19 protein-coding genes are annotated in these 21,625 nt (G+C 60.7%); 5 read left to right on the forward strand and 14 right to left on the reverse strand.

Annotated elements, in window-relative coordinates:
* Window positions 1-94: 94 nt before the first annotated feature.
* Genes panC through AC24GY_RS26805 form a run of 3 tightly spaced genes read right to left on the reverse strand, consistent with a single transcriptional unit; the run spans window position 95 to window position 2,678 of the window.
* Window positions 95-943 carry a pantoate--beta-alanine ligase gene (gene panC, locus AC24GY_RS26795; protein WP_487689296.1) on the reverse strand — a complete coding sequence of 283 codons (849 nt, stop codon included), beginning with the start codon at window positions 941-943 and terminating at the stop codon, window positions 95-97.
* Window positions 940-1,788: a DUF2705 family protein gene (locus AC24GY_RS26800; protein ID WP_487689298.1), complete on the reverse strand. Its 849-nt coding sequence runs from the start codon at window positions 1,786-1,788 to the stop codon at window positions 940-942. The genes panC and AC24GY_RS26800 overlap by 4 nt, the downstream gene beginning before the upstream one ends.
* Window positions 1,785-2,678: an ABC transporter ATP-binding protein gene (locus AC24GY_RS26805; protein WP_487689300.1), complete on the reverse strand. Its 894-nt coding sequence runs from the start codon at window positions 2,676-2,678 to the stop codon at window positions 1,785-1,787. Before AC24GY_RS26805 ends, AC24GY_RS26800 begins: the two co-directional genes overlap by 4 nt.
* A 274-nt stretch (window positions 2,679-2,952) precedes the next feature.
* On the opposite strand from AC24GY_RS26805, the gene AC24GY_RS26810 reads away from it, so the two are divergent.
* The 3 genes from AC24GY_RS26810 to AC24GY_RS26820 all read left to right on the forward strand — a co-directional run bounded on the left by AC24GY_RS26810 (window position 2,953) and on the right by AC24GY_RS26820 (window position 5,318).
* On the forward strand, window positions 2,953-3,675 hold the full coding sequence (locus AC24GY_RS26810; RefSeq protein WP_294402018.1) for a sensor histidine kinase: 723 nt from the start codon (window positions 2,953-2,955) through the stop codon (window positions 3,673-3,675).
* Window positions 3,676-3,775: 100 nt separating this feature from the next.
* A complete protein-coding gene (locus tag AC24GY_RS26815; RefSeq protein WP_487689303.1) occupies window positions 3,776-4,519 on the forward strand; it encodes a hypothetical protein in 744 nt (247 codons plus the stop codon).
* Between the two features lie 193 nt (window positions 4,520-4,712).
* Window positions 4,713-5,318, forward strand: coding sequence for a hypothetical protein (locus tag AC24GY_RS26820; protein WP_487689305.1), 606 nt, complete (start codon window positions 4,713-4,715; stop codon window positions 5,316-5,318).
* A 442-nt stretch (window positions 5,319-5,760) separates the two neighbouring features.
* Here AC24GY_RS26820 and rpmB read toward each other — a convergent pair whose 3' ends face one another.
* The 5 genes from rpmB to AC24GY_RS26845 form a co-directional block, all read right to left on the reverse strand.
* Window positions 5,761-6,024, reverse strand: coding sequence for a 50S ribosomal protein L28 (gene rpmB / locus AC24GY_RS26825; RefSeq protein ID WP_395732180.1), 264 nt, complete (start codon window positions 6,022-6,024; stop codon window positions 5,761-5,763).
* A gap of 79 nt (window positions 6,025-6,103) precedes the next feature.
* On the reverse strand, window positions 6,104-7,348 hold the full coding sequence (locus AC24GY_RS26830; RefSeq protein ID WP_487689307.1) for a hypothetical protein: 1,245 nt from the start codon (window positions 7,346-7,348) through the stop codon (window positions 6,104-6,106).
* Between the two features lie 150 nt (window positions 7,349-7,498).
* A complete protein-coding gene (locus AC24GY_RS26835) occupies window positions 7,499-8,551 on the reverse strand; it encodes an agmatine deiminase family protein (protein WP_422319688.1) in 1,053 nt (350 codons plus the stop codon).
* The gene (locus AC24GY_RS26840; protein ID WP_487689309.1) at window positions 8,544-9,410 is read right to left on the reverse strand and encodes a carbon-nitrogen hydrolase; all 867 of its coding nucleotides are present in this window, start codon (window positions 9,408-9,410) and stop codon (window positions 8,544-8,546) included. The genes AC24GY_RS26835 and AC24GY_RS26840 overlap by 8 nt, the downstream gene beginning before the upstream one ends.
* A gap of 274 nt (window positions 9,411-9,684) precedes the next feature.
* Window positions 9,685-10,092, reverse strand: a complete 408-nt coding sequence (locus AC24GY_RS26845) for a DoxX family protein (protein ID WP_422319684.1) — start codon at window positions 10,090-10,092, stop codon at window positions 9,685-9,687.
* A 1,177-nt stretch (window positions 10,093-11,269) separates the two neighbouring features.
* Between AC24GY_RS26845 and AC24GY_RS26850 the strand changes: the two genes are divergently transcribed.
* Window positions 11,270-11,884, forward strand: a complete 615-nt coding sequence (locus AC24GY_RS26850; RefSeq protein ID WP_487689312.1) for an IS110 family transposase — start codon at window positions 11,270-11,272, stop codon at window positions 11,882-11,884.
* Window positions 11,860-12,588 carry a transposase gene (locus AC24GY_RS26855; protein ID WP_487689314.1) on the forward strand — a complete coding sequence of 243 codons (729 nt, stop codon included), beginning with the start codon at window positions 11,860-11,862 and terminating at the stop codon, window positions 12,586-12,588. Before AC24GY_RS26850 ends, AC24GY_RS26855 begins: the two co-directional genes overlap by 25 nt.
* 403 nt (window positions 12,589-12,991) lie before the next feature.
* Here the strand turns inward: AC24GY_RS26855 and AC24GY_RS26860 are convergent, their stop codons facing one another.
* The 6 genes from AC24GY_RS26860 to AC24GY_RS26885 form a co-directional block, all read right to left on the reverse strand.
* Window positions 12,992-15,820, reverse strand: a complete 2,829-nt coding sequence (locus AC24GY_RS26860; protein WP_487689316.1) for a valine--tRNA ligase — start codon at window positions 15,818-15,820, stop codon at window positions 12,992-12,994.
* Between the two features lie 284 nt (window positions 15,821-16,104).
* Window positions 16,105-16,302, reverse strand: coding sequence for a hypothetical protein (locus tag AC24GY_RS26865; RefSeq protein ID WP_487689318.1), 198 nt, complete (start codon window positions 16,300-16,302; stop codon window positions 16,105-16,107).
* A gap of 8 nt (window positions 16,303-16,310) precedes the next feature.
* On the reverse strand, window positions 16,311-16,781 hold the full coding sequence (locus AC24GY_RS26870; protein WP_487689320.1) for a hypothetical protein: 471 nt from the start codon (window positions 16,779-16,781) through the stop codon (window positions 16,311-16,313).
* A 537-nt stretch (window positions 16,782-17,318) separates the two neighbouring features.
* Window positions 17,319-18,191 carry an ABC transporter ATP-binding protein gene (locus AC24GY_RS26875; RefSeq protein ID WP_487689322.1) on the reverse strand — a complete coding sequence of 291 codons (873 nt, stop codon included), beginning with the start codon at window positions 18,189-18,191 and terminating at the stop codon, window positions 17,319-17,321.
* A gap of 4 nt (window positions 18,192-18,195) precedes the next feature.
* Window positions 18,196-19,461: a hypothetical protein gene (locus AC24GY_RS26880; RefSeq protein WP_487689324.1), complete on the reverse strand. Its 1,266-nt coding sequence runs from the start codon at window positions 19,459-19,461 to the stop codon at window positions 18,196-18,198.
* 41 nt (window positions 19,462-19,502) lie between these two features.
* Window positions 19,503-21,623 (reverse strand): ABC transporter substrate-binding protein, encoded by a 2,121-nt coding sequence (locus AC24GY_RS26885; RefSeq protein WP_487689326.1) that lies wholly within the window; start codon window positions 21,621-21,623, stop codon window positions 19,503-19,505.
* Window positions 21,624-21,625: the final 2 nt, after the last annotated feature.

Here is a 21,625-nt window from a genome sequence, read left to right on the forward strand (position 1 = left end):
CCGAATTACGTACTCAGAGGAACTGCTGATTTGTTATTCGGGAGATTTTCCTGAAGAGGACTGAGGTGCATGGACTTGTTCAGCGATTCGTTGCTTACTTCAATTCGATGTTGTCGATGAGACGGGTGGTACCGAAGAAGACGGCGACGGCAATGACCACGAGTTCGGTGGTGGCGGACACGGGCTGTAGGGTCGTGGCATCTGCGGATGCCACGTAGTCGATGCGGCTGGAGGGGGCCTTTTCCTGAATCGTTTTGGTGATGAGACGCTCCAGAGCGGCGGGGTCACGCTCGCCGTTTTTCCAGGCGTCACGTGCAGCAATGAGCGCGGTGCGGAGTGCGGGGGCTTGCGCGCGTTCTTCGGGGGTCAGGTAGCGGTTGCGGCTGCTCATGGCGAGGCCGTCTGCTTCACGAACGGTCTCGATGCCATGCAGCACGACGTTGAAATCGAGGTCGCGCACGAGGCGGCGGATGATGGCGAACTGCTGGTAGTCTTTTTTGCCAAACACGGCGTCGTCGCACTGGACGAGGTTGAAGAGCTTGGCGACGATGGTGCAGACGCCTTCGAAATGGCCCGGGCGGCTGGCACCGCAGAGCAGCTTTGACAGGCTGGTCTCGTAGAGGGCGATGCTGCGATCTGCGGGATAAAGATCATCGGCCTTGGGCGCGAAGATCATGTCTGCGCCGTTATCACGGCAGAGGCTGAGGTCCTCGATGAGGGTGCGAGGGTATTTGCTGAAGTCTTCGCCGGGACCAAACTGGAGAGGATTGACGAAGATGCTGACGGCGACATTGCCGCTCTGTCCGGCGATCTCCCGTGCGGCACGGATGAGCGCGGCATGACCCTCATGCAAAGCGCCCATGGTGGGCACCAAGACACAGCGCGATCCTTTGTTGATGGTGCTCCAGGAACGAAGCTGGCGGATGTTGTTGATGACGTTCATGATTTTAAGTCTCTGGATTCAAATACGGCGTAGCCCAGGGTAAAGAGCGTAACGTTTACGGCGAGCAGCACTGCAAAGCTTCGCGCAATGATCGGCCAGTCGATGGTCTCAGCGAGAACCCGGGCCCAGACGGAGATGTGCTTGGTCAAAAGGAGATGCTCGTACCTTTCCATGAACCGGCTCTCACGCAGAATCATGTCCACCAGAGAATAAGATAATGCACCAATGGTGGCGGCGGCGGGTTTGATGGGGAAGCAGGAGAGGAAAAACGCGATGCTGCTGATCGTCGTCATGCCCAGACCGAGTGTGATGGCCGCCAGCATGTAGCGCTGGAGCCCGGGCAGCCAGTCATAGAAGGCAATGACATTGATTTCCGGGGCAAACGCGAAGAATCCGCCCCCAGGCCCCTTCATGGCAATGCCAAGCAGGAAGGCCACAAAGAACAAAAAGAAAATCAACAGCACCGCATACGAACTGGCGGTGAAGTATTTCAGCAGCAGCAGCCGAAAGCGGCTGACCGGACGGGCCAGCAGCAGACGCAAGTGGCCGTCCTCCGCCTCCTTTGCCACGATGTCTCCCGCCACGAGGGTGAGGTAAATGCCGCCAAGGATGAACACGGCCAGCTTCACCACGATGAATGCAAGAGTCAGGGCAGAGATGTAATATTCGAACGAATCCGTCTGGGGCGCGATGACCTTGGCCATCCATTTTTCGAAGCCCAGGGTTTTCAGCATGACCAGAATGACCACCTGTAAAACGGAAAAGACCCCGAACCCAATGTAGGTGCGCTTTCGTGCAAAGAGCTTCAAGAGCTCGCCATACCACTGCTGGAAGAAGAGCGTCATGATCTTGAGGAGAGTCCCATGTAAAGTTCTTCCAGCGTGTGATGATGCGTCTGCCAGGCATTGACCTGGACTTTGCCATTCACGAGTGCGGTGACGAGTTCATGGGGCTCCATGTTGAGCGGGACTTCGACGATGCCGTGTTTGTCCATGGTGGCGCCGCAGCGGTCGAGGACTTCGCGGGCGAGGCCGATGTCGTTGGTGTCGAGCTGGAAGATGCGGCGGGATTTTTCCTGCGAGGGGACGGGGCCTTCGAAGACTTTTTTGCCGTCCTTGAGGATGACGCAGCGATCGCACATCTGCTCGACTTCGCCGAGGAGATGGGAATTGAGCATGATGGTCATGCCATGGTGCTTGCGCAGGTGGAGGATGAGTTCGCGGAACTCGCGGATGCCTTCGGGATCGAGGCCGTCGGTGGGTTCGTCGAGGAGGAGGATCTTGGGCTGGGGCAGCAGGGCCTGGGCGAGGGCGAGGCGCTGGCGCATGCCGTGGCTGTAGGTGGCAGTTTTTTGCTGGATGGCGCGGGTGAGATTGACCATCTGCACGACGCGTTTCACCTCGGCCTCGTCCCACCAGCCGGAGAGGGAGCAGAGGACGCGGAGGTTTTGCCAGCCGCTGAGGTAATCGTAAAAAACGGCGGCTTCATAGATGGCGCCGATTTGCTGGAGGGCAGCGCCGCGATTTTGCTGCACGCTGCGGCCGCCAATGCGGACCTCCCCAATATCCGGGCGCACCATGCCGAGGGTGATGCCCATGATGGTGCTCTTGCCGGCGCCGTTGTGACCGAGGAGGCCGAGGATCTCGCCTTCGCGGACTTCGAAGCCGACGTCATCCAAAGCGAGCCGCCCGGTGGGCCAGCGCTTGGTGAGGTGTCTTACTTCGAGGAGTGCCATGGGGTGAGACAGTGGCGAGATGGTGCTGCGGATGCGAGTTTTTATGCGGATTCCAGAGTCGATTTGCGGGGTGGGGTGAGTGGCGCTTTCAGAACGACGTGCGGATGCGTTGGCGGCTGGCGCTGCGCGGTGCCTACCGTTTCCTGTTCGGCCAGTAAAATACTGGCGCTCCCAGTAAAGAGCGCCTTCGGCGCAGAAGAAGTCGCCAAATTCGCGTTTACACCGCCGCTGCCCGACTGCATTACTGCGGCCTGTCCACGCCCCTCTTTTTGCCATGCAGTTTTATTTCCCCACGACCCTCAATCTCGGCCAAGAACATAGCGAAGGCTTTCACCAGGAACTGCTGCGTGGGCTTACTCACAAGCTGAACAACCTGCTGGCGGTGATCCAGGGCTTTAGCAGCCTGATTTTGATGACTGACGACCTGGACCCGGGTGTGAGCGAAAATATGCAGCACATCCGTGAGGCATCCCTGGGTGTGACCAATCTGAGCGAGCGCATCCGCTCCGCCGGCGGCTGTGCGAAGATCACGCCGCAGTCACTTGGTCTGAATGAGTACCTGCCGGTCATCGAAGGTGCGGTGATGGAGCCGTTTCAGAAGGAGGGTGTGCAGCTTGAGGCGGATGTGCAGGCCGGCCTGCCGCCGATCCTGGTGGATCCGACGAAGTTCAAAGACATCCTTACTGAGCTGCTGAAAAACGCCGCTGAAGCCGCCGCCAAGGGTGGTGGCCGCTGTGCGCTGAAGATTTGCGGTCCGGGCACGATCACCCCTGCTGAACAGCGCCGGGTGGACATTCTGGTGAGCAACACCGGATCCCAGATCGCCCCGGAGAAGATTCAGGAGGTTTTTCGTCCGTTCCATGGTTCCAAGAACAGCAATCACCTCGGTCTGGGGCTGACGATTGCCGCGATGCTGAGCCATCAGATGAACATCCAGCTGGGCGTGGCGTCAGAGAACAACACGACCACGTTTTGGCTGAGCTGCCCGATGGTCTAGGACCTCGGCTGAATGTTTTTTGAGTTTTGACGTTTAATTTAGATGCAACGGCGGCACTGCCTGCGTTGTCGTATTGAACATCACCCTTTGGAGGTCTCTCATGAAACGATCTGTTCTGTTCGCCGCCCTGCTGCTCAGCGTGCTTCCGGCCAGCGCTGCTCCGAAGAACTACGGCACGATCACGACACGTGATGGCAGGTCATTCCACGAGTGCCGGGTGCTGCACATCTACCCGGACGGGGTGAGCTTCTCACACAAGAATGGCGCGGCCAAAATCCCCTTCGCAGAGCTTCCTGAGAATCTGAGGAGTGAATTCCGCTACGATCCGAAGGCGGAGGCTGAAAATCAGAAGGAGCAGGCTGCGCTGCGCAAAGCGGAGCAGGAGCGGCAGAAGCAGCGGGAGATCGCGATGCAGGAGCAACTGATGGAGGCGAAGATGGCGGAGGCGAGCTATCTGGCGACTGCCAGCCGCCTCGCGGCGACGTCAGGATCGGCCACTGGGGGGCCATCTCCTTCGTGGGTGGGAACGCCGATCACGGGTCCGGCGGTGGGTGGTCCGGCCTACAGTGGGAGCAACTACTCGCGCTTTGGCTACCCGTATGGGTATTCGGGGAGTGGGTATTATTACGGCGGAAGCTATGGATACCCTTATGGCGGCTACTCGTATGGGAGCTACCCGTATTACCGCGGCTATTCGTATGGGGGCTACCCGAGCTACGGGGGGTATTATGGGGGCGGCTGTGGCCCAACGATCAGCGGCCAGTGGAATCTGGGGCATGGGATCCACATCGGGATCGGAACAGGGGGTTTTGGTTTCGGTGGCATGCATCACCACCACCATTGAGAGATTTGCTTCGGTGATCTGAAGCATTAAAAGCTGGCAAAAGTGGCGTTTTGGAGTCAAATCCAGAACTATTATGAAAACGTTCTCACTTCTGATTGTCACGCTTCAATTGGGATTCGCGGTTTGTGCGAGTGCAGAAGAGCCAACCACGATCGAAACGGCTCAAGGCAAAACGTATGAGCGGTGCAAGGTCATGAAACGTGATCCGGATGGGGTGTTGTTTTCGCACAGCAAGGGTGTGGCGAAGGTGCTGTTTTCGGATCTGTCCGAACCGATGCGCAATGCGCTGGGGTATGATGCCTTCAAAGCGGATGCGTATGAGAAAGAGCAGGCGGAGGCACGCAAGGCGGCGGTGCAGGCCAGACGCGAGCGCGAAGCCAAGATGGCCGAGGCCATGATCGCTGCGCAGGCCAAGTATGCGGCGCAACAGCCGGTGGTGTATGTGCAGCAGCCGAATGGCGGCTACATGCAGAGCCTGGCACCCGTGCTGGGGCTAGGACAAATGGGAGCGTATTATTATGGCGGGGGCTATCATGGACATGGGATGTACCGGAATCGCGGCTGGAGCCCCAGCAACTCCAACATTGGCGCGGGCAGCGGTGGCGTGTATGTGCCACAGGGACATGGCCTTAACTTCTATGGCTCCCCCAACGTGAGCTGGAGCCCGACGCTGGGGTACACGGATCTGAACAACCATCTGCCGGTGATCTTCGGGCCGCTCGGACAATCGAGCACGAGTACGGGCGTGGTTCCCGGTGTGGGGATTCATGGGAGCACCTCGATTGGGCATCATCGATAGAGCGTTTTAAATCTTATAGCGCTCTTAACTGATGCCCTCGTGCGGGGCACAAAAGCCAGTCCCCTCACCCCAGCCCTTTGACTTCGTCTATTTGCCTTACGGCGGTCTTCGACCCGCTGCGCTCCGGTTCCCCCGAAGAAAAGTATTCGGTGTCGTCGTGTGCCAGGGGCGGGGAGAGGGAGAACCGATTTGGCTGCACTTGATTCAGCGGACACGTAACGCTCCAGACCCTTGCCAACTGAGGCTGGGGAGGATTTGATGCCTTGGCAGTTTGTCACGCGCTCAAAGACGGGCGGGCTGTCGCCACACCCATCTTACGGCCGAGGCATGCTTCATGTGCGCCTGGTCCTACACAACTGCACGCTGCAGCCATCCTACGGGGCACGAAAAAGGGCGGATCTGTTGCCAGATCCGCCCGTGGGGAAAAATTAAGGGTGGCTGATTAGATCAGGCCGGCTCCTTTGAGGACGTTGTAAGCGCCGTTCTTGTCGATGGTCTTGAGGGCGCGAGCGCTGAGCTTGACGTCGATGAACTTGTTGAGCTCAGGAACGAAGATGCGCTTCTTGCGAAGGTTCGGGAGGATGACGCGCTTCACACGCTTGGTGATGTGACGACCGATACCGCCTTCTTTCTTGGCTTTACCGCTGCGATGGATGTGGTGGCCGCGAGTAACGCCGACGCCGGTGATTTGACAGATGGTAGCCATGATGAGTTCTGGGGAAAAATTGGGGCGCGATACTAGCCGAGGAGAGAGTGACGTCAACCAAAAGTCTGCCTTTCCGGCTTCAGCGGGTCGGACGGCCCACCATGAGGCTGGTCATCTGGGGGTTCATGAGGTAGCCGATGCCGAAGTTCAGGGGCTTCACAAGATACTTCCCGGAGGAGTAGGCGGCGACCAAATCCGGCTGCTGGTGGCCGGAGAAGATCTCCAGGGTGCCGCGATAGTTGCCGTAGAGCCAAAGATTCCAGCCGTAGCGGCTGAAGTCACGGAAAGGGATGCCGGAGGGATCCTGCACGATGGCGCTGCTGTGGCGCAGCAGGTAGTCGCGGATGTTGGAGAAGCCGCTTTCGTGCATGAGGTAGGAGGCGCTTTTCAAGAAGGCTGGAACGCGGCCCAGGCGAGAAACGAAGGTCAGGAACGGGCCGCTGGGGGTGACGCCGCCATTGGAGAGGTCCTGACGGAAGTAGAAGACGCGCTTGGAGGAGCCAAAGCCGCTGCGGCAGCGAATCATGAGGCCGGTGTTTCCTGAGGAACCGGAGAGCGTGACATTGCCAGCGCCATCCAGACGAACCGTATCCACGGAGTCCACCATGTGGCCGGTCCGTGACATGAAGGCCATCAGCAGCGGCAGCACGCCGCGAAAGCGGGTGGCCTGCAGATTGCTGCGCATCTCCGTGGTGATGAAGTAGCCGTTTTGCATGATGTTGGCGACGGCGTTGTGGAGACCGGTGAGGCCGGCGTCGATTTCGGACTGCGAAAGATCGCTCAGCCGAGGAAGGGGTTCAGCAGGCTCCAGACCGCAGAGGACGTAGGTCTCTGCCGAGGGAAAGAGGGCGCTGGCAAAGAGGAAGTCCGGCCCGCTGAAGGGGTAGAACATGGCGTTGGCATTCCTGATGTCGCCGATCTCTTCACTGGCCCAAGACTGCAAGGGGCCGCGGCGGAGGTTTTGGTGGGCCGCCCAGAGGCTGTCCATGCGCTGCTTGTGCGCGGTGACGGCGGCCGTCTGGCTGTAGGACGAGTCCAAGCCGGCGAACAAGCGGGAGATGTCATTGATGGAGCCCGAATGCGTGGGCACATTCATGGACACGGCACCGTTAAAGAGCGGAACATTGCCTGCGCTCTCTGCACGTTTCACGCTGCCGCCACCGAGGGCATCCAGCACGCTGTTCCACTGGCTGACCTTGGTGGCTACCGAGTAATTTTTAAAGGCGTCCTCAGGCAGTGCACAGGCCGCGAGCAGCAGCAGCGCCGACAGCGCAGCTGTCACCCGGCAGAACGTGGAGAGATCATGATTTCTTGGAGCCATCATAGAGCCACGAACGTACCCGACCGAAAACGACCTCCAAGTAAGTCTTTGTAAGGAGAAGCCGCTTTATTTAGGGTCTTTTTTATTCATTATGAATATTCAGCGCCACTGTTTTAGGGCGCTGAATATTCAAGAATCTGCGGACCTGACTGCTTACTTCGGCTGGTGCATGCCGATGCAATGGAAAGCGCCACCTTCGGTGACGAGATCCTTGGCCATCATGGAGATGATTTCACGGCCGGGGAAGCATTCGGAGATCTTGTCTTCGGCGGCGGCGTCCTTCTTCTTGTGACCGAAGAGCGGGACGAGCACAGCGTTGTTCATGATCATGAAGTTCGCGTAGCTGGCTGGCAGACGGCTGAGGCGCCAGTCCTTCATTTCGATGGCCTGGGGCATTTCGATCTCGATGATCTCGAGCTTGCCGCCATCGGGGGCTTTGACGTCGTCGAGACGCTCGCGGATATCCTTGAGCACGCGGTGGTTCGGGTCAGAATCACGGGGCTCGACCATGCAGATGACGGCGTCTTCACGGATGAAGCGCACGATGTCGTCGATGTGGCCGTCGGTGTCGTCGCCTTCGATGCCTTTCTTGAACCAGACGATGTCTTTGACACCGAGCATGGCCTTGAGTTCTTTTTCGACCTCGGCCTTGTTGCCGGGCTTGCCGCCATGGCGGTTGGGATTGAGGAGGACGGCCTCGGTGGTGAGAAGGGTGCCTTTACCGTTGGTTTCGATGGCTCCGCCTTCGAGGATCATCTTGGAGGTGAAACGCTCCATCTTGAGAGCGGCGGCCGCTTTCTCAGGGATGGCGTTGTCGAGATCCCATGGCGGGAACTTGCCGCCCCAGGCGTTGAACTCCCAGTCGGTGATGGCGACCTTGCCGGTTTCGTTGTGCTTGATGAAGATCGGGCCATGGTCACGGCACCAGACGTCGTTGGTGGCGTTCTCGTAGAGATCCACCTGGCTGAGATCGCCCTCGTTGTCGGCGATGCTGAGGCGGATGTTCATGTGGCTGAGCATCGGGGCATTGATGCGCACGCGCTCATAGCGGGAGATGACGCTGGCGATCTCGCCGAACTTGTCCTGCAGCTTGTGGTAGGTCTTGGGGCAGCTTTCCTTGTTGGAGGGCCAGGAGAGCCAGATTGCCTCCTGCGGCTCGAATTCGGCGGGCAGACGGTAGTTTTGGGGATAGGAGGCGTTACTCATCGATGTAGCGTTTGGTCAGGGGAGCGTAGGTGTCAATGCGGCGATCACGGAAAAAAGGCCAGATGCGGCGGAAATCTTCCACCGCAGAAAGGTCACACGGCACGATCAAAATCTCTTCATCGCTCACGGAGGCCTTTGCAACGATTTCTCCATAAGGATTTGCAACAAAGCTCTGGCCCCAGAATTCGCTCTGCTGCTCGGTGCCGACGCGGTTCACGGCGGCGAGGTAGCAGCCGTTGGCCACGGCATGGCCGCGCTGGACGGTTTCCCAAGCGCAGTGCTGGGCCTTGCCGAGTTCCGCCTTTTCACTGGGCAGCCAGCCGATGGCGGTGGGGTAGAAGAGGATCTCCGCGCCCATAAGCGCGGTGAGGCGGGCGGCCTCCGGGTACCACTGGTCCCAGCAGATGAGGACGCCGATGCGGCCGAATTTGGTGTCCCAGACGCGGTAGCCGAGGTCTCCAGGGGTGAAATAAAACTTCTCTTCGAAGCCGGGGTCCTGGGGGATGTGCATCTTGCGGTACTTGCCCATCACGGTGCCGTCGGCGTCGATGACGGCGGCGGTGTTGTGGTAGAGGCCGGGGCCGCGTTTTTCGAAGAGGGGGACGATGATGACGACGCCGAGTTCCTTGGCGAGGGGGGCGAGCTTGTCGGTGGTGGGACCGGGGACGGCCTCGGCGAGATTGAAGAGTTCGGTGTCCTGCGTGATGCAGAAGTAGGGGGTGTTGAAGAGTTCCTGCAGGCAGATGATCTGCGCACCACGGGCTGCGGCATCACGAATGAGACGTTCATGCTGCTGCACGCTTTCTTCCTTGCTTGAAAATGCCCGGCTTTGCACCAGGCCGAGAGTCACCTTTGCCATAAGAGGGTGACGGTTCACCGCCTGCCGGGGAATGCAAGAAAAGATGGGTGGCGGGAGTGGCGCGGAGGGGACTTCATGCCACGCGAGCGGCATGCCTTTGATGGCTGCATGGACGGCGAACCTTTTTTGGAGCCTGCCATGTTGCAGACCCGAAATTTGGGACCCGCAGCAGCGATTCCCTACCAGCGCCGGGGGCGTGCGTGTGTGCAAGACGCTTGACCTGCGCTGGAGGACGGGCGGGCTATCGCCACACCCATCCTACGAGCCGGAGGCGTCAGGCGCGGTCAGCGGAGAACTTGCCTGCGCCGGTGAAGAGGAGGGTGACGTAGGCGAAGAGGTAGACCATGGCGAGCTCGCCGCTGTGTTCCCCGGTGAGGGCCATCTTATGCACCATGAAGAAGGCGGTGCTCATGGTGATGGCCAGCATGAGTGCTGCCAAGCGGGTGAACAGGCCGAGGATGAGCAGCGCTGAGCAAACGACTTCTGCGAAGACGGCGAGGCCTGCGTTTACTGTGGAGGACATGCCGAACAGCGCTGGGAATTTTTCCGCCGTGGCGGAGAAGTTGAGCAGCTTGCCGCGGCCGTGGAGGAGGAGCATGGAGAGGCCGACGGAGAGACGGAGGATGAGCAGGCCGAAGGAAGGAGACTTGGGGAGGAAGGAGAGATGGAGGAGCTTGAGCATACGTGGGGGGTAGTGTGTGTGTGAGGCGCTGGAGCATGGCGGTGCACAGGATGTGCCGACAAGTTAAAAGATTGATGCGGGGATGCTGGGAAGTGATGGCTGGTTGTTGAAGTAAGGCGCAGGGGCAGCCCGAGCATGGGGCCAAGGGGAGAGGTTCGCGATTTAGCGGCGGGTTGTGTCACCGCTACGCGGTTCCGCGCATGGTGCGGTGCATGGTGCGGTGCACCGTGGGCTGGCGCCCATGGCTACCGTTGTGTCAGCGCTACGCGCTTTATGAGGAGGCAGACGAGACAGATGCTTTTTCCATCGGCTCACTGTGAGATGGGATGGTTGTGCCTGCGTGCGCGCTGAAAGGCGGGTGCTTGAGGAAAGGGGGGAAGCGGGTGGGGCGGCAGGTGGCGCTGGGATGATGGATTCTAGGGACGCGCACAACGCGTCCCTACCAGCCGTGGGGCTGCGGGCCGATGGGTTCTGCGTGGATGGCAGGCATCGCAGTTTCCAAAACTCATTTCCGTTTGGCTGGCTGTTTCTTGATCGAGGATCCAGGGCTTCCATCTTGCTCCTTCGCTTTACGAGCTACGGAGGACGCGTCCCTCTCCTGCGTCGAGCCCCGAAGGATCTGAACTCATGGCGGCTCGATGGTGGAACGGAGGATCACTTTTTTGGCTTGAGGCGAGGAAAGTGCGCAGCGCTTTTGGAGTGCGGCTGCGCAATCCTGAAAGGGTGCAGCTGCCGCTTTCGAACGTCTCGTGGCACGCGTGCGCTGACGGGCTGGCGGAAGTTCACCGGCTCCCGCCTTCGAATAAGCAGTGGTATGCGTGAGCCGAGCAGCACGTCGAAAGCGGTAGCTGTTACTGTTTCCAAAGTTATTCATCGACCGGCGGAAGAGGGGGCATCTGCCAGCCCTCAGTCGCCGACGGTTGTGAATAACTTTGCCGCGCCGCCTGGCGTCGCTGGCAATACATTGTCCCCGTCGGCGCAAGCCGATGGCGGCAGCGCCTCGGACGTGGCACGGTCTTGTGTAGCTCATCTCTCGAAGATTCAACGCAGAACACCGGCCCGTCCGCAGGCTTCCACCTCAAGGTCTGATAGAACCCCGGCTCATGAAGCTCCTGTAACAGCACGACCCCGTGATGGCGGCCAGCCGCAGCCCGCCCAACCTCAACCCTCCAAACGTATGCACCCTCACCAAGAGCTAACGCATCACGCCGGCTTTGACTGGGCCGGTGATCATCATGACATCCTCATCGTCGATGCCTGCGGCGCCGTCGTGGCTGACTTCCAGATCGAGCACACCGCCGCCGGCTGGGTCCGCTGGCGCGAGCAGATCGCGAAGTATCCCAAACTCGGCGTCGCCATCGAGACGAGCTTTGGCATGGTTGTCGAGCAGCTCATCGACAGCGGTGTGACGGTCTTTCCCGTCAATCCCATGAGCGCCAAACGCTACCGTGAACGCAAGCACCCCAGCGGCACCAAGACCGACCGTCACGACGCCTGGGCGCTGGCCGATGCGCTGCGCACTGACGGCCATGCCTGGCGCGCTCTGGGCCCCAAAGACCCGCTCATCGAAGAGCTGCGCATCCTCTGCCGTGATGAAGTCGCGCTGATCGAAGAGCGCACCGCGCTCATCAACCAGCTGCGCCAGGCCCTGCGCGAGTATTACCCCACTGCGCTGGAGGCCTTCGATGTTTGGACGGCGGACTTCTCCTGGGCCTTCGTCGAGCGCTTCCCCAGCGCGGCAGCCCTGAGCAAGGCGGGCAAACGTCAGTGGGAACCGAGCGCAGCGAGATAGACAGCCAGAGGCTGGCCGAAGGCCGGAGGCGAAGCCGGAGTCAAAAGTTCCTGCACACGCACAAGCTCAACCGCCCGAAGACTTATGCCGAGCGGCTGGAGATCTTTGCCAAAGCCGCCGAGTGGAAGGTCAGCGCGAGCATGGTCAACGCCAAGAGCCTTTACGCCGTGGCCAAGGCGAAGCAGCTGCGCACGCTGCAGACTCAGCTCGATGAATACCGCCGCCGTATCGAAGCGCTCTTTGCCAGCCATCCTGACAGCGGCATGTTTGGCTCGCTGCCCGGTGCCGGACCCAAGCTGGGGCCGCTGCTCAGCGAGATCGGCAGCGACCGCGTGCTGTATGAGGACGGTCCGCAGGGACTGCAATGCATGGCTGGCACCGCGCCGGTGAGCTACCAGAGCGGCAAGGTGCAGATACGCCGCGCCTGCAACAAAAACCTGCGCCATGCGATGCATCTTTTTGCCCATAAAAGCACTGAACAGTGCACCTGGGCCAAGGTCTATTACGAGACCTTGATCGAAAGGGGCAAAAGCCATGCGCAGGCGCTGCGCTCGCTGGGCCAGCGCTGGATCAAGATCATCTGGAAGATGTGGCAGACGCACACCTGTTACGCTGCGGAACTGCACCTCAAAAACCAGCTCGCCCACGGTTCCTGGGTCCTGCAAGTCCAAAACTCAACAACCCCTCGCTCACCATGCGCATAACTCCTCGCAAGAAGTCCATTGCAACCGATAGAACTTCTGCGTTCGTTCCTCACTGCGCAACCGCAGTCCATATCGGAGGCGCGCGCAGCGTTTTGGAGTGATGCCTTGTCATTTGGAAAGGGAGACGCGTTGGGAGCAAGGCACGTCCCACTGCCGCGAATGGTCGGATGCCGATAAAACCGTGGAAGTTATGCGGGAGGACAGGTCGACAGGCGGCTGGTTGAGGACAGAGAGCCCTGCCAGCGCTGGACATGCACGTGCCTGACGCGAGGTAGGGCGCCTGGTCCTCCAAGCGCGTCGAGCGCCACCACGCGCTGCTTTCAGGAAATCCGTTTTGGGAAATGCTCTTCTATGATCAGACAAGTCAGATGGCGGGGGCAGGATGCCCCCGCTCCGCTTCTGATTAGCCGAGGGCGGACATCATTTCTTTGAGCTTGGCGAGTTTCTCCTGCCAGTCGGTTCTGCGCTGCTGGTGCTCATCGAGCACTTTTTGCGGGACCTTGGAGGTGAACTTTTCGTCGGCGAGTTTGGCGGTGACCTTTTCCAATTCGGATTCGACTTTGGCGACTTCTTTGCCGATGCGGGCGCGCTCGGCTTCGACGTCGATGAGGCCATCGAGGGGGAGGAAGAGGGTGCCTAGCGGGGTGAGGGCGCTGGGGGTGCCTTGAGTGGGCGCGAAGGAGGCATCGACATCGAGAGGCTCGGCATTGAGGAGGATGCGGAGGACTTCGATCTCGTGGGCCGGGAGTTCCGTGTTCGGCTTGAGGACGAAACGGACACGCTTGTTGATGTTGAAGGTGCTCTTGAGGCCACGGCCGAGATTGACGGCTTCGTATTTGTCGTTGGCGGTCTTTTCGTCCTCGGGGAGAATGCCGAAGTAGGCGAGTTCATCGGCATCGAGGGGTTTCGGCCACTTGGCGAACATGATGCTGTTGCCGCCCTGATCTGCGGGAAGATCGGCGTTGAAGGCCATGCCATGCCAGAGCTCTTCGGTGATGAAGGGCATGAAGGGATGGAAGAGGCGCAGGGTGTTGCTGAGGACGAAGTCGATGACGGCGAGGGTGTTGGCCTTGCGCTTGTCGTCGGTGCCTTGCAGCACGGCTTTGGAGGCCTCGATGTACCAGTCGCAGTACTCGCTCCAGAAGAAGCGGTAAAGGGTGGCGGTGGCGTCGCTGAAGCGGTAGTCTTCGAGGGCGGCGGTGACTTCGGCGATGGCGGTGTTGAGGCGGAGGAGGATCCACTTGTCGTCGCTGCTGAGGAGAGCGGCGCTGATCTCTGTTTCGGTCTCGCCACCCTGCATCTGGCGGAATCGTGCGGCGTTCCAGAGCTTGGTGCAGAAGTTGCGGCCGAGCTCGACGTTCTTTTCGTCGAAGCAGATGTCCTGGCCCAATGGTGCACTGCGCATGATGCCGAAGCGCAGGGCGTCGGCGCTGAAGCTGGCGATGAGTTCCAGAGGATCGGGGGAATTGCCGAGGGACTTCGACATTTTGCGACCTTGTTTGTCGCGGATGATGCCGGTGAAATAGACGTTCTTGAAGGGGAGCTCGCCCATCCATTCGAAGCCGGCCATGATCATGCGGGCGACCCAGAAGAAGATGATGTCCGGGCCGGTGACGAGATCGGTGGTGGGGTAGAAGGCTTTCAGCGTGGCGGTCTTTTCGGGCCAGCCCATGGTGGCGAAGGGCCAGAGCCAGGAGGAGAACCAGGTGTCGAGGACGTCGGGGTCTTGGGTGAAGCCTAGCTCAGTGAGCTTGGAGATCTCCCGTTGTGAAGTGGTGGCAACATTCACCAAGTAGTCATCGCTATCATTGACACTCTCTGTGCTGATGAAGGACTCCTCTCCTTCGATCTTCGAGAACGAAATGGTAAAGCCTGTCGTGTTGTCTTGGTCATCGACATGCAACGATGAGGATCCCTTTTGCAGTGCGAGAACTTCATCGTGGGACGCCTTTTTGCTCCACACGGGAATGCGGTGGCCCCACCAGACTTGGCGGCTGATGCACCAGTCTTGGAGGCCGGTCATCCAGTGGTCGTAGGTTTTGGCCCAGCGTTCGGGGTGGAATTTCATTTCGCCATTGGCGACGACGTCCTGGCTTTCCTTGACGCTGGGGTATTTGAGGAACCACTGCTCGCTGAGGCGTGACTCGATGGGGACGTCGGCGCGCTCGGAGTAGCCGAGATTGTTTTGATAGGGCTCTTCTTTGACGAGGCTGCCGATTTCGGTGAGGAGCTCGGCGGCGCGTTTGCGGGCGGCGAAGCGCTCCATGCCAGCGAGGTCTTTGCCGGCGAGATCGTTGAGCACGCCGTTCGGGTGCATGACATCGATCACGGGCAGGTTGTGACGCTGGCCGATTTCGAAATCGGCCTTGTCGTGCGCGGGGGTGACTTTGAGGACGCCGGTGCCGAAGGTGAAATCGACGTGCTCGTCGGCGATGATGGGGAGGAGTTCCTGATTTTCGACGGGGAGCGGGCGGCGGACGTGCTTGCCGATGAGGTGGGTGTAGCGCTCGTCCTTGGGGTTCACGGCGATGGCGGTGTCTCCAGGGATGACTTCGGGACGGGTGGTGGCGATGGTGAGCCAGGTGCCGGGTTCTTCGACCACTTCGACTTTGAAGTGATACATGATGGCGTTCTGCGGCTTCATGACGACCTCTTCATCGCTGAGTGCGGTGAGGGAGGAGGGGCACCAGTTGACCATGCGCTTGCCACGGTAGATGAGGCCCTTTTTGTAGAGGTCCACGAACACGCGCATGACGCAGGCGTTGTAGTCGGGATCGAAGGTGAAGCGTTCGCGTGACCAGTCGCAGGAGGCGCCGAGTTTCTTGAGCTGCTCGATGATGATGCCGCCGTGCTTTTCCTTCCACTCCCAGATTTTGGCGACGAGGGCCTCGCGGCCGAGGTCGTCGCGGTGCTTGATGACGCCCTGCTTTTTGAGGGTCTTTTCGACGACGTTCTGCGTGGCGATGCCGGCATGGTCGGTGCCGGGGAGCCAGAGGACTTCTTTCCCGAGCATGCGGGCGCGGCGGGCGAGGATGTCCTGGATGGTGTTGTTCAGGACGTGGCCGAGCGTGAGGATGCCCGTGACGTTTGGCGGGGGGATGACGATGGAGTAGGCCGGGCGGCTCTCGCTCACACGAGCGGGGTCGGCTTCAAAGCATTTGTCGTCCAGCCAGCGCTGATACCAGCGGGCTTCGACTTCCGCGGGCGTGTAGGTCTTGTCGAGTTCGGGCATAAAGGGCGGCCAAGATGGGGGAAAGCGGCCGCTTTGCAAATGGGGAGGCGTTTCAGAATGTGCCACTCGGGGTGGCAAGACCGCCCGGCACGCCAGCACGCCAGGGCCTATTCGCTTATAATGTCGCCTTGCTGCCTCAAAACGCGGGCGAGCATTAAGCTGTTCCCCTCACCCCGACCCTCTCCCCGAAGAAAATATTTGTTGTCGGCGTGTGTCAGGGGCGGGGAGAGGGAGAAGCGCTTTGGCAGCCAAGATCTCTCGGATGGAAAGTTATTTAGAACGCTCTAGCGCATGGGCATGGAGAGGGGGCCCATGGGGGGCATTTCGGGGCGGGGATCGCGGATGTTGTCAGGAACGGTGTGGGTGCGGCGGGCTTCTTCCTCCATTTCACGCTCGGTTTTGGGGGGTGATTTGTCGGTCAGAACGCCGCAGGCGGGCAGCAGAGCCGCCGTGAGGAGGATGAGGGTGGTGGTGTGTTTCATAAAATGGATCACTTGGGGAGCCGGGCGTTCAGATCTTCGACGTACTTGCGGTCCTCTTCGCTCAGGCGTTCGAGAGGTACTTCGACGGGTTTTTGGTTTACCAGCAGGCGGATTTTGCCCTCGCGGATGAGGGTGGGCTTTTCGGGCATCTTGGGTGGTGGGGCTTTGCCTGCGGCTTCACGGGCGGCGGCGGGAGTGGCGGCTTCGAATTCGATCACGGCATCCTCAAAGATGATGATGGCGCCGAGGAGGGATTTGCCATCGGTGCTCTTCCACTGGCGGGGCTCGCCGAGACGAAAGTAGGAGGTGAGCCTGGTCTTGGCGGGCGGAGCGGGCTGGGTGGTGGCGTTGACACTGACGCCGCTGGTGCCGCCGCTGCCATTGATGGTGCGGGTCTCAAACTTCTTGCCGGTGGACGGCAGGACCACCTGCGCGCTGAGCGGCGCTGCCATCGCAAAGAGGATGAGCCAGGCTTTCATGGCCGGAGGCTACCATGAGCGGGTGGTGAGGTGCAACAGGCCTCTTGCGGAATTGGTGGGTTCAAAGCGGCGTTTGATCGCGGCGGCGGGGCGGGGCAGGCGCTGCTGGTGAGCGCGGCGTGTGGCGGAGTTTTGGGTTTGCTTCCCGGCAGGGTGATGCTGCTACCAGGGTAGCCTCGCTGAGGCTCGGCAACCCTTCGCTATGGTTCGTAACCCCTTTGGGGTTGTCGGCTTTTCGAGAGGTCTTCTGCCCTCAGCATTGCACCAACAGGCAGCTATTGAGACTCGCAAAACAGGGTGACATTATTCATTGCGTACGTGCGACGATGGTTTCGAACTTCGTCAATCAACGCCTCGATTGTTCGACAATCGTCAATCCTTCAGCTCCAGAACATCTTGGCTGTGCGTGATTGACGATTGATGAACAAGGATTGTTGATTTTTGAAGTGTCGATCCCCTGCCAGGCTGTGTGCCCGGCGTGATGCACCCTCAGGAAAAATTCATGTCAGTCTATTCCGCGAACTTCAATAATGCCGATTATGCGTCGAGCAGGGTGTAGTCGATGGCCTTGAGGCGGGGCTGTTTGGGGCCCATGCGGGGGACGCAGGCGAGGAGGGCCTTGGTGTAGGGGTGCTGCGGATTGCGCAGGACTTCATCGACGGGGCCGGTTTCGACGATCTCACCACGGAACATGACGGCGACGCGGTCCACGACGCTGCGGATGATGCCTAGATTGTGGGTGATGAGGATGATGGACATGTCGAGATCCCGGCGGAGCTGGGCGAGGAGGTCCATGATCTGTTTTTGAATGGTGACGTCGAGCGCGGTGGTGGGCTCGTCGGCGATGAGGAGCTTGGGCTGGGTGCAGAGGGCCATGGCGATCATGACGCGCTGCTGCATGCCGCCGCTGAGCTCGTGCGGGTAAGCGTGGAGACGTTTGCGGGAATCGACGATGCCGACTTTGTCGAGCCACTTGACGATTTCGTCGTCGCGCCCGGCCTTGCTGACATCGGGGCGATGCAGGGCGAGGGCCTCGCCGATCTGCGTGCGGATGGTGAGGACGGGATTGAGCGAGGTGGTGGGCTCCTGGAAGATGTAGGCGATCTCCTTGCCACGGATGGCACGGAGATCGCGCTCGTTCATTTCGAGGATTTCGTGGCCGTTGAGCGTCATCTGCCGTGCGGTGATTTTGGCGGGTGGCTCGGGGAGGAGGCGGGCGAAGGAGAGTGCGGTGGCGCTTTTGCCGCTGCCGCTTTCACCGACGAGGGCGATGGACTCGCCGCGCTTGAGCTCGAGGCTGATGCCTTTGACGGCTTTTACGGGCGCGGCGTCATGACGGCTGAATTCGATCTGCAAATCGCGGATGCAGAGCAGCGGGGCATCTTTGGGAGGAGTGGCTTCGGCGGACATGGGCTCAGGAGAGTCGAGGTTGTACGATGCGGCTGACTTGGATCAAACACAAGGCGGCAAGAGCGATGCAGGCGCCGGACTGGAGCAGCGCGGTGGGATCTGCCAGCGTCTGCATGGCCGACTGAGCCGAGGCGATGGCCAGCGGGCGGTAGATTTTGGCGAGAGGCGCGCTCAATGCATCGATCAGCCGGGGCAGCAGGGCGCAGGCAGCGGCAATGCTCAGGAGGGTGTGTGCACACACGGTGCACAGCCAGGCGGTGAGCATGCGAAACAGGATGAACGCGATGTGAGTGCGCCAGATCATGGAGTCAGTCGCGCCGCAGACACGGGCGGCATCGACAGGCAGCTCTGACTCGATGCGGTTCCAGGCCTGATGCCAGCCTGCGCAGCCGGACAGGAGCACGGCGATCCAGAGAATGATCCATGCGATGAAGGAGGATGGAAGCAGGGCCACGACGCCGAGCGCCCAGAGGAGCCATGGCTGCCACGCGAGCGTGGCCACGAAGGCGTCGGCGGATTTCAGCCTGCCCGGAAGCGGGCGCAGGCACGAGCACAAGAGGGCCAGCATGGCTCCGATGCTGGCGAAGCCGAGTGCGATGCCTGGGGCATCACCGGCACGGAGGCTTTGGGCCATCCAATCCCCCCAGCCCATGAAGTGAAGGGCGTCTTCGATGATGACTAGGTAAACCGGCGCGATGAGGCACAGGGACTGCAGGCGCACCCGCAGCAGCGGCCGCAACTGGCTGAGATGATGAAGCCAGAGCCGCGATGCTTTGGGTACTCCGCGAGCGCGCAGCGAGAAATCGAGATCCAACACGGCGCTGCCATTCATGATGACCGCGTGAATCATTTCACCACACAGGGCCAGAGCCAGCACCAGAGCGGGAGCCAGAAAGTTCCAGAGGGCATGTGCGAGCAGCACCTGCCGGGAGTCTTGACCATCCGGGAACTGCGCAGGCATCAGGGATTCGACCGGCCAGCCCAGACGGCCGATCCAGCCGCTGATGAAGCCCCAGACCAGGACCACCACGGGCACACACGCGAGCGCACGGCCTAGCAGCGCGGTGAAGCGCTCCATGCGCGGGCCCATCTGCCGGGCACGCAGCCCGACGAAGACTCCGATGCACAACGCCAGCAGCAGGGCGATGGCGAGCACGATGAGGCTGGAGCCGCAGCGCGCCCAGAAGTCCGCAGAGGGTGCCACCGGAGCGTGGCGCTTGAAGAGCAGCACCAGCCCTGCGGCGATCATGCCGCCGAGGAGCAGGCGCAATGGCGGCCACCGGGGCGGTAATGAGAATGGCTGCAGACTCATCATTCCGGAAGACGCATTTGGAGTTTGCTGATGGGATCTGCCGGCGTTTTGGGCCGCTGGACCTCCGGCTCTTCATCACGGGAGCGCAGCTGGAGCTTGAGTGCCGGAGCGGGCTGCGTGCGCTTGGGTGGAAGCATGAGACTTTGCAGCGTCCAGCTGGAGACAGGGCCGCCCGTGGAACTCTGCGCGCGGAGGCCCGGCATGGCAGCCGCTTCGTCATGGGTGGTGAACAAACTGAGCAAGGGATGAAGGGGAAGCAGCTTTGCCTCAAGCTCCCGCACACGTTTTGGCACCTGATCGGGATCGAATTCAGCGGAGAGAGCTTCGAGGAGGAGATCGATCTGCGGATCAGAAATGCCGCAGAAATTGCTGCCTCCCGTTTTGGCCTGAGAGGAGTGCCACCAGGGCAGCTGATCCCAGGAAACCTCGAAGCGCTGGTCCAGCAGCACGGCGTCAAAACGGTGGTCATGCAGACGCTGAGAGAGAGATTGAGCGTCCGGGACGTGCTCGATCTTCACTTCGGCTCCGAGCTGCCGCCACTGCGCCACGAGCAAGTCTGCCGTGCGCGTGTGCAGAGTGTCGCCAGCCGGAACGAGCAAGGTGAATCGAAACGGATGCTCAGCATTGCGCGCCACACCCTTGTCATCACGCTTCCAACCTGCCTCAGCGAGGATGTGACATGCCTGCTCCAACTGAAACGGCGGGCTCTTTGCGCGGGTGCTGAACCACAGGCCGGGAGCGAACAGGCTGGCATCCACGTGGCCAAGCCGACCTGGCAGGGTGCGGATGAGTTCATCCGTGTCGGTGGCCAGCGCCAGCGCCTCACGGCAGCGCTCATGCTGCAAAACTTCGTGGCGGGTGTTCCACAGCACGACCAGGCGCTGCCGAGGCGGGGTGAAGCGCAGGCGTTCCAGCTGGGTGCGATCAGTCGCAGGCCATACCAGATCCACGGTATGAGTGCGCATGCCAATCTGCGTCACCAACGGTGAAGCGGAGAAGTTGAACAAGAATCCCGGCACCGATTTGTCCTCATGCACAGGCTTGAGCAGCAGCGAGCGGGGGTCGCGCAGGGCGATGCGGTGGGTGCCCGCACCCGGCGGTGCATGGTGCGCAAAATCAGACTCCTGCGCTGCGGGATGAGCACGCAGCCACTCAGCGGGCAGGATGGGCAGATTTACGAAGACGCAGAGAGCGGTGCCCTGACGGCGGCGGAAGGACACGTGCAGGCGAGAACCTTTGTTCTGTGACTCCAGGGTCTGGATGTTGCTGAGGGCTTCACGATTTGGCAGCGACCAGTCGTTGGCGCGGAGGAATTCGAGCGTCACTTTGGCATCATCCGCCGTCGCGGGTTTGCCATCATGCCAGAGCTGGCCGGGGCGGATGTCGAGGTCGAGCACGGGCTCGCTCAAGGCACCGACTTCCGCGAGCGGATTGATGGACGCGGGTTCTTTTTCACTGGCGTCGAGGAAACGGTGCAGGTCTTCGAGCAGCCGATGCGAATCCCCCGCCACGACGATCTCACAGGCGTTTGCCCCATCGAACCAGACGCGCTGGATCAGCCCCGCCTGCGAGGAGCCTGCCATGAAGAGGTCCCACGACTTGCGCAGCGGGGTGCGGCGCTCGATGCGCCAGAACACGACCGGCTTGAGATCCAGCCCGGCGACGACTTCAAATGCCTGACGGACACCGGCGGAGTTGGGCTCCGAGAAACTCAGCAGGAGACGGTTTTGCAGGACGCGGGCGGAGCTGAGATGCCACTCGGCCCAGCGGTTTTTTTCACCGATCTGAGCTTGGAGCAGCTCCTGCGCGCGTTTGGCGGTGGCTTCGTCCGCGAACCAGCAGGTCACGTCCTGCGTCCAGCGCCAGAACTCCGCCAGCCCGGGCTGCAGGGTGCCGTCTGGACCCAGCCGGATGAGGGGCTCATGCACGAGATCTGTGATCTCGCGCTCAATCTCCGTGGCGGGGAGAAAAGGATTCAGAGCCGGCTCATTCTGCGAGAGCATGACGACCACACCGCCGGCACGATCCGTGCGGCTGAGTCTGGACTCATGCACCGCCCACGCAGCCACCGCTGCAATGAGCAACGGAAAACCAATGATGAACGTGCGGGCCAAAATCATGC

It is taken from the genome of Prosthecobacter sp. Pr1, from assembly GCF_057652315.1.

What these genes read in the sequence shown, in the direction of transcription:
- rpmB (WP_395732180.1), bottom strand. Translation starts at nt 6,024, where the DNA reads ATGGCTACCATCTGTCAAATCACCGGCGTCGGCGTTACTCGCGGCCAC.
- AC24GY_RS26805 (WP_487689300.1), bottom strand. Translation starts at nt 2,678, where the DNA reads ATGGCACTCCTCGAAGTAAGACACCTCACCAAGCGCTGGCCCACCGGG.
- AC24GY_RS26830 (WP_487689307.1), bottom strand. Translation starts at nt 7,348, where the DNA reads ATGATGGCTCCAAGAAATCATGATCTCTCCACGTTCTGCCGGGTGACA.
- AC24GY_RS26800 (WP_487689298.1), bottom strand. Translation starts at nt 1,788, where the DNA reads ATGACGCTCTTCTTCCAGCAGTGGTATGGCGAGCTCTTGAAGCTCTTT.
- AC24GY_RS26885 (WP_487689326.1), bottom strand. Translation starts at nt 21,623, where the DNA reads ATGATTTTGGCCCGCACGTTCATCATTGGTTTTCCGTTGCTCATTGCA.
- AC24GY_RS26815 (WP_487689303.1), top strand. Translation starts at nt 3,776, where the DNA reads ATGAAACGATCTGTTCTGTTCGCCGCCCTGCTGCTCAGCGTGCTTCCG.
- AC24GY_RS26810 (WP_294402018.1), top strand. Translation starts at nt 2,953, where the DNA reads ATGCAGTTTTATTTCCCCACGACCCTCAATCTCGGCCAAGAACATAGC.
- AC24GY_RS26860 (WP_487689316.1), bottom strand. Translation starts at nt 15,820, where the DNA reads ATGCCCGAACTCGACAAGACCTACACGCCCGCGGAAGTCGAAGCCCGC.
- AC24GY_RS26865 (WP_487689318.1), bottom strand. Translation starts at nt 16,302, where the DNA reads ATGAAACACACCACCACCCTCATCCTCCTCACGGCGGCTCTGCTGCCC.
- AC24GY_RS26820 (WP_487689305.1), top strand. Translation starts at nt 4,713, where the DNA reads ATGAAACGTGATCCGGATGGGGTGTTGTTTTCGCACAGCAAGGGTGTG.
- AC24GY_RS26845 (WP_422319684.1), bottom strand. Translation starts at nt 10,092, where the DNA reads ATGCTCAAGCTCCTCCATCTCTCCTTCCTCCCCAAGTCTCCTTCCTTC.
- AC24GY_RS26840 (WP_487689309.1), bottom strand. Translation starts at nt 9,410, where the DNA reads ATGGCAAAGGTGACTCTCGGCCTGGTGCAAAGCCGGGCATTTTCAAGC.
- panC (WP_487689296.1), bottom strand. Translation starts at nt 943, where the DNA reads ATGAACGTCATCAACAACATCCGCCAGCTTCGTTCCTGGAGCACCATC.
- AC24GY_RS26835 (WP_422319688.1), bottom strand. Translation starts at nt 8,551, where the DNA reads ATGAGTAACGCCTCCTATCCCCAAAACTACCGTCTGCCCGCCGAATTC.
- AC24GY_RS26850 (WP_487689312.1), top strand. Translation starts at nt 11,270, where the DNA reads ATGCACCCTCACCAAGAGCTAACGCATCACGCCGGCTTTGACTGGGCC.
- AC24GY_RS26870 (WP_487689320.1), bottom strand. Translation starts at nt 16,781, where the DNA reads ATGAAAGCCTGGCTCATCCTCTTTGCGATGGCAGCGCCGCTCAGCGCG.
- AC24GY_RS26875 (WP_487689322.1), bottom strand. Translation starts at nt 18,191, where the DNA reads ATGTCCGCCGAAGCCACTCCTCCCAAAGATGCCCCGCTGCTCTGCATC.